This window comes from Streptomyces sp. JNUCC 63, from assembly GCF_054366325.1.
This window is the reverse complement of the sequence record NZ_CM135963.1, coordinates 2,193,133-2,204,115: the sequence shown is the minus strand read 5'-3', so window position 1 is coordinate 2,204,115 and position 10,983 is coordinate 2,193,133. Positions and strand designations below refer to the sequence as shown.

Annotated in this window: 9 protein-coding genes; 5 read left to right on the top strand and 4 right to left on the bottom strand. The window is 74.0% G+C overall.

Annotated features, from left to right (window positions below; genetic code table 11):
* Window positions 1–50 precede the first annotated feature (50 nt).
* The 5 genes from ACX25U_RS09855 to ACX25U_RS09835 all read left to right on the top strand — a co-directional run bounded on the left by ACX25U_RS09855 (window position 51) and on the right by ACX25U_RS09835 (window position 6,958).
* Window positions 51–344 carry a DUF503 domain-containing protein gene (locus ACX25U_RS09855; RefSeq protein WP_454390658.1) on the top strand — a complete coding sequence of 98 codons (294 nt, stop codon included), beginning with the start codon at window positions 51–53 and terminating at the stop codon, window positions 342–344.
* A gap of 68 nt (window positions 345–412) precedes the next feature.
* A complete protein-coding gene (gene rbfA / locus ACX25U_RS09850; RefSeq protein WP_454390656.1) occupies window positions 413–865 on the top strand; it encodes a 30S ribosome-binding factor RbfA in 453 nt (150 codons plus the stop codon).
* The gene (truB, locus tag ACX25U_RS09845; RefSeq protein WP_454390654.1) at window positions 862–1,767 is read left to right on the top strand and encodes a tRNA pseudouridine(55) synthase TruB; all 906 of its coding nucleotides are present in this window, start codon (window positions 862–864) and stop codon (window positions 1,765–1,767) included. The genes rbfA and truB overlap by 4 nt, the downstream gene beginning before the upstream one ends.
* Window positions 1,768–2,012: 245 nt before the next feature.
* The gene (locus tag ACX25U_RS09840) at window positions 2,013–5,828 is read left to right on the top strand and encodes a trypsin-like peptidase domain-containing protein (protein ID WP_454390652.1); all 3,816 of its coding nucleotides are present in this window, start codon (window positions 2,013–2,015) and stop codon (window positions 5,826–5,828) included.
* Between the two features lie 173 nt (window positions 5,829–6,001).
* Window positions 6,002–6,958 carry a bifunctional riboflavin kinase/FAD synthetase gene (locus ACX25U_RS09835; RefSeq protein ID WP_454390650.1) on the top strand — a complete coding sequence of 319 codons (957 nt, stop codon included), beginning with the start codon at window positions 6,002–6,004 and terminating at the stop codon, window positions 6,956–6,958.
* Window positions 6,959–6,963: 5 nt separating this feature from the next.
* On the opposite strand, the gene ACX25U_RS09830 is transcribed toward ACX25U_RS09835, so the two are convergent.
* The 4 genes from ACX25U_RS09830 to ACX25U_RS09815 are packed head-to-tail and all read right to left on the bottom strand — an operon-like array spanning window position 6,964 to window position 10,974.
* Entirely contained in the window at window positions 6,964–7,968 is a 1,005-nt protein-coding gene (locus ACX25U_RS09830; protein ID WP_454390648.1) for an ABC transporter ATP-binding protein, read from the bottom strand.
* Window positions 7,965–8,978 (bottom strand): ABC transporter ATP-binding protein, encoded by a 1,014-nt coding sequence (locus ACX25U_RS09825; RefSeq protein ID WP_454390646.1) that lies wholly within the window; start codon window positions 8,976–8,978, stop codon window positions 7,965–7,967. The genes ACX25U_RS09830 and ACX25U_RS09825 overlap by 4 nt, the downstream gene beginning before the upstream one ends.
* Window positions 8,975–9,904: an ABC transporter permease gene (locus ACX25U_RS09820; RefSeq protein ID WP_454390644.1), complete on the bottom strand. Its 930-nt coding sequence runs from the start codon at window positions 9,902–9,904 to the stop codon at window positions 8,975–8,977. The genes ACX25U_RS09825 and ACX25U_RS09820 overlap by 4 nt, the downstream gene beginning before the upstream one ends.
* A complete protein-coding gene (locus ACX25U_RS09815) occupies window positions 9,901–10,974 on the bottom strand; it encodes an ABC transporter permease (protein ID WP_454390642.1) in 1,074 nt (357 codons plus the stop codon). The genes ACX25U_RS09820 and ACX25U_RS09815 overlap by 4 nt, the downstream gene beginning before the upstream one ends.
* Window positions 10,975–10,983: the final 9 nt, after the last annotated feature.

The following is a 10,983-nucleotide window of genomic DNA, read 5'->3' as shown; positions in this document are numbered from 1 at the left end:
TGGAAGGCAGGACCACCGACCCCGTACCGGCGGGCAACCCGGTCACACACATGTACGTGGGGACTCTGTCCTTCGACCTCCTCCTCGGCGACGTCCACTCGCTGAAGGAGAAGCGTTCCGTCGTCCGCCCGATCGTCGCCGAGCTCCAGCGCAAATACGCGGTGAGCGCGGCCGAGGTGGACCACGCGAACCTCCACCGGCGAGCCGTCATCGGCCTCGCCGCGGTCTCCGGCGACGCGACGCACCTGACCGACGTACTGGACCGGTGCGAACGGCTGGTCGCCGCCCGCCCCGAGGTGGAGCTGTTGTCCGTCAGACGCCGCTTCCACGGCGAGGACGACTAGACGGACAGCACCCGGACAGACAGCACACACCACGCAAGGCAGAAGAAGAAAGAACGGGAGACGGACCAGTGGCCGACAACGCGCGGGCGAAAAGGCTGGCGGACCTCATCCGAGAGGTGGTGGCCCAGAAGCTGCAGCGCGGGATCAAGGACCCGCGGCTCGGCTCGCACGTCACCATCACGGACACCCGGGTCACGGGTGACCTGCGGGAGGCGACCGTCTTCTACACGGTCTACGGGGACGACGAGGAGCGCAAGGCCGCGGCCGCCGGCCTGGAGAGCGCCAAGGGCATCCTGCGCTCCGAGGTCGGCCGCGCGGCCGGCGTCAAGTTCACCCCCACCCTCACCTTCGTCGCGGACGCCCTCCCGGACACCGCCCGGACCATCGAGGGCCTCCTCGACAAGGCCCGCGCCTCCGACGCGAAGGTGCGCGAGGCCTCCGCCGGCGCCTCCTACGCCGGTGACGCGGACCCGTACAGGAAGCCGGAGTCCGACGACGAGACGGACGACACCACCGAATGAGCAGCAAGCCCACCCCGCCCGACGGCCTCGTCATCGTCGACAAGCCGTCGGGCTTCACTTCGCACGACGTCGTGGCCAAGATGCGCGGGATCGCGAAGACCCGCCGCATCGGCCACGCCGGCACCCTCGACCCCATGGCGACCGGCGTCCTCGTACTCGGCGTGGAGAAGGCCACCAAGCTCCTCGGCCACCTCGCGCTGACCGAGAAGGAGTACCTCGGCACCGTACGACTCGGCCAGAGCACGATCACCGACGACGCCGAGGGCGAGATCACCTCCTCCACGGACGCCTCCGAGGTCACCCGGGACGCCGTCGACACGGCCATCGCCAAGCTGACCGGCGACATCATGCAGGTGCCGTCCAGGGTCAGCGCCATCAAGATCAACGGCGTACGGTCGTACAAGCGCGCCCGGGAGGGCGAGGAGTTCGACATCCCGGCCCGGCCGGTGACGATCTCCTCCTTCACGGTGTACGACGTCCGGGACGCCGTCGCCGACGACGGCACCCCCGTGCTCGACCTGGTGGTGTCGGTGGTCTGCTCCTCCGGCACCTACATCCGCGCCCTCGCCCGCGACCTGGGCGCGGACCTCGGCGTCGGCGGCCACCTCACCGCGCTGCGCCGCACCCGCGTCGGCCCGTACAAACTGGACGCCGCCAGGACGCTGGACCAGCTCCAGCAGGAGCTGACCGTGATGCCGATCGCCGAGGCCGCCGCGGCCGCGTTCCCCCGCTGGGACGTCGACGCCCGGCGCGCCCGGCTGCTCACCAACGGCGTACGGCTGGACATCCCCGACGAGTACGCGGGCACCAGCCCCGTGGCCGTCTTCGGCCCCGAGGGCCGCTTCCTCGCGCTCGTGGAGGAGCAGCGGGGCAAGGCCAAGAGCCTGGCCGTCTTCGGCTGACGTCCGCCGTCCGCCCGCGGAGCGGCGAGCACGGGGTGTTCCACTGCCGCCGCTCCACGGTCCCCCTCGGTTCCCCCATTCCTGAGCTGTATCCAGCCGCCCCCGCCCATTCACCCGACCGTGCGGGCGCTCGGAGTGAACAGAGGGAGTGCAAGGGGGCGCGTTCACCGCGCGATCTGTCCCGCTGATCACTTGCCGCCTACCGTCGAGGGCAGGACACAGCTGCACGGCGGGGAGGTTCGGCCATGGCGGGACGGAGCCCGCGGACGATCGAAACCGGCCGCGGCACGCAGGACGGCACCGGAGGGGCGCGGGCCACCGAGGCGCACGGCGACCACGCGCGGCGCGCGGCGGGCCACGGCCGTCACGCGCTCCGGCCGGCCGACGACAGCGAGGAGCCGGCCGCCACGACCCGGCAGCGGGCGGCCGCCCAGGCCCGCGACCGCGCCGTGGACCGCTCCCTGGTCCACGTCCGCGACCTCGCGGGACGGCCCCGCGGCACCGGCTTCGCGGCCGACCACGACGGCACGGTGATCACCAGCCACGAGGCGGTCGACGGCCTCTCCCGGCTCGTGCTGCACGTCCCCGGTGCCGGCGACTGGTCCTGCGTGGTGACGGCCGACGCCGTGACCGCGCTGCCCACCCTCGACCTGGCCCTCATCCGCACCGAGGGCCTCCCCGTGGAGCCGCTTCCTGTCACCGTGCGGGACGGGGCCGCGACCGGCGCCTACGTCCGCATCCCGGCCGGCGGATGGCGCGAGGCCCGGGTGCTCGGCCCGACCTCCGTGACGTACCCGGCCCCGGACCGCGTCCATCTCCTCGACGGCGCGTTGGAGCTGGCCATCGGCACGGCGGGCCGCGACGCGCTCCGGCCGGGCGGCGGGGCGGCCGGCGGACCGGTCCTCGACGCGGCGACCGGCGCGGTGGTCGCCGTCCTCGGCACGGCACTGCGGTCCGGCGACCGCGACGCCGGCTTCGCGGTACCGCTGGACGCCACCGAGGGCCCCCTCGCCGACCTCCTCACCCGCAACGCCACCACGGTCGCCGCCTACGGCCCCGACCTCAACCTGGCCGCCGTCCTCGAACTCACGGCCACCTCCCTGGCCCAGGACGGCCCCACGGGAGCCCTGCCGTCCCACCCCCTTCAACCGGGCGCCCCCGGGACACCAGTCACGCGGCAGCTCCCCAGCCCGGTGTCCGGCAGGCCGACAACCCCGAACGAGCCGCACACCGCCGCCCCGAGGCACGGGAAGCCGGTGGACCCGTACGGCCGCCCGGACGGCGTACCGCACCCCCGCCTGCCCATCCGCCCGGTCGAGCGTGCCGCCGTAGCCGCGGAGTCGGCCGCCTTCCGCGGAAGCGAGGCCGTTGTGCTCGGGCTGGTCGGGGCGCCCGGGAGCGGGCGTACGACCGAGCTCGCGGCGCTGGCCGGCCGGCGTGCTCGGGGCAGTGCGCCGGCGCCCACGCTGTGGCTGCGCGGGGCCGATCTGGAGGGCGGCGACAGCTCGGTCGCGGACGCGGTGGGCCGGGCGCTGGACCGGGCGGCCCGGATCGTGGCGGCCGCGCGGGCGCCCCTGCCCACCGAGCTCACCGACCTCACCCCGGAACGCGCCGCCCGCCTCGCCCGCGGCCACGGCCGTCCCCTCCTGCTCCTCCTCGACGGCCCCGAGGAGATGCCACCCGCCCTGACCGACCGGCTCCCCGAGTGGACCGAAGGCACCGCACAGTGGCTGCGCGGGACAGGGGCGCGGCTGGTGGTGGCGTGCGGGGAGGCGTACTGGGAAGGAGCAGGGGCGCACTTCCCGGCAGGCCTGCTCCACACCCCCGCCACGGCCACTGTCACGGCCGGGGACGACGGCGCCGCGCACCTCCCGCCCTGCCTGCGCATCGGCGACCTCACCCCCGCCGAGGCCCGCGAGGCGCGCTCCCGCCACGGCGTCCCGGACGGCGCGCTGGTGAACGCCGACGCCCGCCACCCGCTCACGATCCGGCTCCTGTCGGAGGTGCGCGCGGCCCTCCCCGATGCCGCGGACCACCCACCTCTCGACCGGCACGACGTCCTCGCGGCCCACCTGGACCTGATGTGCCTGCGCATCGCCGTCCGCCTCGCCGCGGAGAACGGCCTGCGCGGCACCGCCGTACGGCGCCTCGCGGCGAAGGTCTCCGGCCAGGTGCACGAGGCCGCCCGCCGAAGCCTCGGCCACGGCCAGGGCGGACTGGACCGGGCGGCGTTCGAGGCGGTGTTCCCCTGGGGGCCCGCCCCCGCCCGCCTCGGCGGCGGCACCGGCTGGGCGTCGGCCGTCCTCGCCGAGGGCCTCCTCGTCCCGGCCGGCAGCGGCTACCGCTTCGCGGACGAGGAGCTCGCGGACTGGATCCAGGGCACTCACCTCGACCTGGACGAAGCGCTGCGCGTCCTGGTGCACCGCCAACACATCCCCGGCGCGCCGCACCGCCCCCTGCCCGTCCCGCACCACCGTATCGGCCCCGTCGCCCAGGCCCTGCTCCTCCTCGCCCGCCGGCACGGCCCGCGCCGGCTGGCCGTACGGCTCGAGGAGTTGCTGTGCGCCCTGGACACCGACCCGCACTCCTGGTGGGCGTCCCGTCTGCTCGCCGGCGTACTGCTGCGTCTGCCGGACGCGACGCCGTACATCCGCGTGCTGCGGCTGCTCGCCGAACGGATCGTGGCGTGGCGGCAGTGCGACCTGCCCGTACCGACCGGCTTCGGGCCGGGCTTCTGGACCGCTCTCCACCTCTCCGACGCCGACCGCTGCGACCTGCTCAGGCGCCTCCTCCTCGCCGACGTGGCCCCGCACGACACCTCGGCCGCCACCGCCGCACCCGGCGGATCCCACCGCTCACCCCGCTATCTCGACGCGGTCGCACACCTCCTCGCCGCCGACCCGGCCGCCGTGCAGCCGCACCTCACCCGCTGGTTCGACGACGAGCGGCCACTGCCCGCCGCCCCGCACGCCACCGTGGCCACCGCCGCGCAGGCCCTGCTCCACACCCACCGGGACCGCGACCTGGACGGCCTCACCGACACACTGGCCGGGTGCGCGCACGCCCGCGCCGACGAACTGCTGGCCGTGCTCGCCGAGGAGGAGCCGTCCGCGCTGTGCCGGGCCGTCGACCGATGGGCGCGCGACGAACGCCCGGCCCGCCGGTCCGCGGCCGTCACGCACGGCCTGCGCACCGCGCTCCACGTACGCACCGAGGCCGACCGCGAACTGCTGAGCCACGCCGCCCTCACCGTCCTCGCCCGCCCCACCGACTCGGCCCTGCACGGCGGCGCGCTCGCCCTGCTCGTACGGGATCCGGACACCCGCGCCCGCCATCTGCCGCAGGCGCTGCGGCACTTCACGGCGGGCGACGCGCACCTGCCGTCGAGCGTGCTGGCCCCCGCCCTGACCACCCACCCCGAGGCGGTCCTCGCCGCCTTCGGTGACCGTATGCGCCGGGGCGCGGACGTCGGGGAGGCGCTGCGCACCCTGGCCGACGCGGTCACGCCGGCCCTTGCCCGCCGGGTGGCCCTCCTGGTCCGCGAGGCGGTGGCGCGGCACCCGGAGAGCGCGGGGCCGGTGGCGGCGTACGTCGACCGGCGCCTGGACCACGGCCCCGCCACCCGCTCCGCACTCTTTCCACTGGTCGCGGGCCTTCTGGAGAGAGGCGGCGGTACGGAACGGCTGCGGGCCGCGCTGGGCGGCGTACTCGCCGCTCCCGGCACCCCGGCCTCTCGCCCCCTGCGCCGGGAGCTGCTGGACTTCCTCCTGGCCCACGAGGACGACCCGGCCGTCCTGGACGCGGTGCTGCACGCCGCCGCCTCCACCGCCGAGGAGGACCTCCGCGACCTCGTCCACCGGGTCGGCCTGCTCCTGGTCCGCACCCCGCAGGGCGCGGCCGTGTTCGACGGGGGCCTGGTGGAGCTGGGCCGGCAGGTACCCGGCTTCGCCGCCCGCGTGGCCGGCTGGCTGACCGACGCGCCCCAGGACTGGGCCGCGATGGTGGGGCCCAGCGCCCGCCGGACGATCGAGAGCATGGCGGGCGTGCGCGTCCCTGTCTGACAGCCGCCCGATCCCGGCCCGACAGCCGTCCGACGACGTGCGCCCCGTCACAGCGTCCATGCCAATGCGAGCAGGGAACGCGGGGCATGGCACCCTTAGACCTGCGGACAAGGCAGCAGGACAAGCAAGGCAACAAGGCAACAGGGACACAGGTGCGACGAGGAGCGGTCACAGTGCAGCGCTGGCGTGGCTTGGAGGACATCCCCCACGACTGGGGGCGCAGCGTCGTCACCATCGGTTCCTACGACGGAGTCCACCGCGGACACCAGCTGATCATCGAGCACGCCGTGAACCGTGCCCGCGAGCTCGGCGTCCCCGTCGTCGTCGTCACCTTCGACCCGCACCCCAGCGAGGTCGTACGCCCCGGCAGCCACCCGCCGCTGCTGGCCCCGCACCACCGCCGTGCCGAACTGATGGCCGAGCTGGGGGTGGACGCGGTGCTCGTCCTGCCCTTCACCACGGAGTTCTCGAAGCTGTCCCCGGCCGAGTTCGTCGTCAAAGTGCTGGTCGACAAGCTGCACGCCAAAGCGGTCGTCGAGGGCCCGAACTTTCGCTTCGGCCACAAGGCCGCCGGCAACGTGGAGTTCCTCGCCGAGCAGGGCAAGACCTACGACTTCGAGGTCGAGGTCGTCGACCTGTACGTCACCGGAGAGGCGGGCGGCGGCGAGCCGTTCTCCTCGACCCTGACCCGCCGCCTGGTCGCCGAGGGCGACGTCGAGGGCGCCCGCGAGATCCTGGGCCGCCCGCACCGGGTGGAGGGCGTCGTGGTCCGGGGCGCCCAGCGGGGCCGCGAGCTGGGCTTCCCCACGGCCAACGTCGAAACGCTCCCGCACACCGCGATCCCCGCCGACGGCGTCTACGCCGGTTATCTGCACGCCCAGGGCGAGGCGATGCCGGCCGCGATCTCCGTCGGCACGAACCCGCAGTTCGACGGCACCGAGCGCACGGTGGAGGCGTACGCCATCGACCGCGTCGGCCTCGACCTGTACGGGCTGCACGTCGCCGTCGAGTTCCTGACCTTCGTTCGCGGCCAGGCGAAGTTCGACTCCCTTCAGGCGCTGCTGGAGACGATGGCGGAGGACGTCAAGAAGTGCCGGGAGATCATCGCGGCGGACGCGAGGACGGAGTAGCCGCCCTACGGCGCTGTCGGAGCCGCGTCCGCCCGTGCGCGTGCCCAGTGGCACGCGACGTGCGCCTCGCCGCTCCCGCTGAGGATCCCGAGGTCCTGACCGCGGCATGCCTGGGCCACACCCGCCCGTTCGGCCTCGCCGCTCGCCAGGACGTGGCAGCGGACGTGGAAGCGACAGCCGGAGGGGATGCGGGAGGGGTCCGGGGGCTCGCCGCCGAGGACGACCGGATCTCCGGGGGCCTCGGGCAGGACGGACAGCAGGGCCTGGGTGTACGGATGCCGGGGTGCCGTCAGGACCTGTTCCACCTCGCCGGTCTCCACGATCCGCCCCAGGTACATCACCGCGACCCGGTCGGCGATGTTCCAGGCCAGCCCCAGGTCGTGGGTCACCACCAGCGCGGACAGGCCGAGTTCGGTGCGCAGCCGCAGCAGCAGGGCGAGGATCTCACCGCGCACCGAGGCGTCCAGTGAGGCCACCGGCTCGTCGGCGACGAGGAGTTCGGGCTCCAGGACCAGCGCGCCCGCGATGACCACGCGCTGGCGCTGACCGCCGGACAGCTCGTGCGGGTAGCGCAGGAAGAAGCGCTCGGGCGGCCGCAGCCCGGCCCGGGACAGGGCCTCGGCGACCGCTGCCCGCTCGTCCCCGCCGTGCCCGTGGATACGCAGCCCCTCGGCCACGGCGTCGTACACGGTGTGGCGTGGGTTGAGCGAGCCGCTCGGGTCCTGGAGCACCAGCTGGGCCCGTTTGCGGTACGCCTTCAACGCGCGCGAGGAGTGGTCGAGCGGGGCGCCGTCGAAGGTGACGCGCCCGGCGGTCGGCGGCACCAGACCGAGCAGCGAGCGGGCCAGCGTCGTCTTCCCGCACCCCGACTCGCCGACCAGCGCGACGATCTCCCCACGACGGATGTCGAGGTCCACCCCGTCCACGGCCCGGGCGGCCGGCGCGCCGTTCCGGCCGGGGAAGGTGATGCGCAGGCCCTCGACCCTCAGCAGCTGTGACGCGGTCGTCATGCGGTGCCGCTCCTCACTTCCGTCTCGTCCCCGGTGGCCGCGGCGCTCCCACTCGCGGCCCCTTCCGGCACATGCACACAAGCCGCCCGTCGCCCCGCTCCCGCCTCGCGCAGCACCTGGTCCTGTGTGGCGCAGACGTCCAGCGCGACCGGGCAGCGCGGGTGGAACGCGCACCCGGACGGTACCGCCGCCGGGTCCGGCGGGTCGCCCGGCAGCCCGCGCGGGGCGAAGCGGGACGTCGGGTCGCCGATGCGGGGGAACGCCTCCGACAGGGCCCTGCCGTAGGGATGCCGGGCGTCCTCGTAGACCTGCCGGGCCGGGCCCTCCTCGACCACCCGGCCCGCGTACATCACCGCCAGCCGGTCGCAGGTGTCGGCCAGGACGGCGAGGTCGTGGCTGATCATGACCAGCCCGAGGTCCTGCTCGCTCACCAGCCGTTCGATCAGCCGCAGGATCTGGGCCTGGATCATCACGTCCAGCGCCGTGGTGGGCTCGTCGGCGATGATCAGACGCGGATCGCAGGCCAGCGCCATCGCGATCATCACGCGCTGCCGCTGCCCGCCGGACAGCTCGTGCGGATACGCGCTCGCCCGCGCCGCCGGCAGCCCCACCTGCTCCAGCAGTTCCCCCGTCTTCCTCCGCGCGCCCGCCGCGGTCGCCCTGCGGTGCAGCAGGATCGGCTCGGCGATCTGGTCACCGACCCGGTGCACGGCGTTCAGCGAGTGCATCGCGCCCTGGAAGACGATCGACGCCCCCGCCCAGCGCACCGCCCGCACCCGGCCCCACTTCATCGCCAGCACGTCCTCGCCGTCCAGCAGGATCTCACCGCCGATCCGGGTCCCGGCCGGCAGCAGCCGCAACAGCGCCAGCGCCAGCGTGGACTTGCCGCAGCCGGACTCGCCCGCGATGCCGAGCTTCTCGCCCGGGGCGAGGGTCAGGCCGACCCCGCGCACGGCGGCCGCACCACCCGGATACGTCACTTCCAGGTTCCGCACGTCGAGCAGACTCAACGGGACACCCCCAGCCTGGGGTTGAGGACGGATTCGACGGCCCGCCCGCACAGCGTGAACGCCAGCGCGACGACCGCGATGGCGACACCCGGCGGCACCAGGTACCACCAGTCGCCGGAACTGACCGCCCCCGCCTCCCGCGCGTCCTGCAGCAGCCCGCCCCAGGACGCGACCGTCGGGTCGCCGAGCCCGAGGAAGGCGAGCGTCGCCTCCGCCAGGATCGCGGAGGAGATGATCAGGGTGGTCTGGGCGAGCACCAGCGGCATGACGTTCGGGAGCACGTGCCGGGACATCACATGCCAGTGACCGCCGCCGAGCGCCTTCGCCCGTTCGATGTACGGCCGTGACTCCACCGCCAGCGTCTGCGCCCGCACCAGACGCGCGGTGATCGGCCAGGTGGTCACGCCGATCGCCAGGACGATGGTGCCCAGCGAGCGGGACATCACGGTGGCGAGCGCGATGGCGAGCACCAGCGTCGGCATCACCAGGAACCAGTCCGTGATCCGCATCATCACCGTGGCGTACCAGCCGCGGAAGTGCCCCGCGGTGATGCCGATGAGCGCCCCGATCGCCACCGACAGCACGGCCGCGAGCAGCCCGACCAGCAGCGAGACACGTGAACCCCAGATCACCAGGCCGAGCAGACTGCGCCCGAACTGGTCCGTGCCCAGCGGGAATCGCGCGCTCGGACTCTCCATCGGCCTGCCGGGCGCGTCGGTCACGCTCTGCACGTCCGCCCCGACGGTCAGCGGCGCGGTCAGCGCGACCAGCGCGCACAGCACGAGCGCGGCGAGCCCGAAGACGCCCGCGCGGTGCGTCCGGTACTGCTTCCAGAAACGGGCGGCGGAGGCCCGGCGGCGCTGCCAGGTGAGCGTGCGCGGACCGGGTGTGCCCGGGCCGGGCGTCGTAGTGGTCTCGGCGGTCATCGGCCCACCCTTGGGTCGAGCAGCGGATACAGCAGGTCGGCGAGTGTGTTCATCACGATCACCGCCGAGGCGAAGATGAAGAACAGCCCCTGCACCAGCGGCAGATCGGGCACGCTCAGCGCCTGGTAGAACAGCCCGCCGAGCCCCGGCCAGGAGAACACCGTCTCGACGAGGATCACACCCGCCACGGTCCGGCCGAGATTGACGAAGATCAGCGTCACGGTCGGCAGCAGCGCGTTCGGCACGGCGTGCCGGCGCCGTACGAGATCGTCCCGGAGTCCCTTGGCACGCGCGGTCGTCAGATAGTCGCTGCCCATCTCGTCCAGCAGCGCCGACCGCGTGACCAGCAGCGTCTGCCCGTACTCCACCGCGACCAGCGTCACCACCGGCAGGACGAGATGGTGGGCGACATCGACGGCGTACACGAAGCCCTCCTTGCCGCCCGACTCCATGCCCCCGGTCGGGAACAGACCCGGAATCGGGCCCACGCCCACCGACAGCACGATGATGAGCAGCAGCCCCAGCCAGAAGGACGGGACGGAGTAGAGCGTCAGCGCCAGGCCCGTGTTGAAACGGTCACCGAGCCTGCCGTGCCGCCAGGCGGAGCGGGTGCCGAGGAAGATGCCGAGCGCGGTGTAGAGCACGAAGGCCGTACCGGTCAGCAGAAGGGTGTTCGGCAGCGCCTCGGTGATCTTGTCGACGACCGGCGCACGGAACTGGTACGAGGTCCCCAGATCCCCGGTCAGCGCCTTGCCGCAGTAGTCCGTGAACTGCCGCCACATCGGCAGGTCGAGCCCGAACTCCCGCCGGTAGGCGGCGAGCTGCTGTGCGGAGACCGGGCGGCCGCCGGTCATGAACTTCACCGGGTCGCCCGGGATCAGCCGGAAGAGGAAGAAGCTGGTGACGAGGACGGCGAGCAGCGAGACGGCCGCGCCGGCCAGCTTGCCCGCCACGTACCGCAGATACCCGGCACCGGTTCTCGCCCGTGGCCCCCGGCCCGCCGCCGGCCCGGACTTTCCCGGGTCGGCGGCGGCCCCCTCGACCAGCGCGGGTGTCGCTTCAGCGGTCATGCGCGCTCA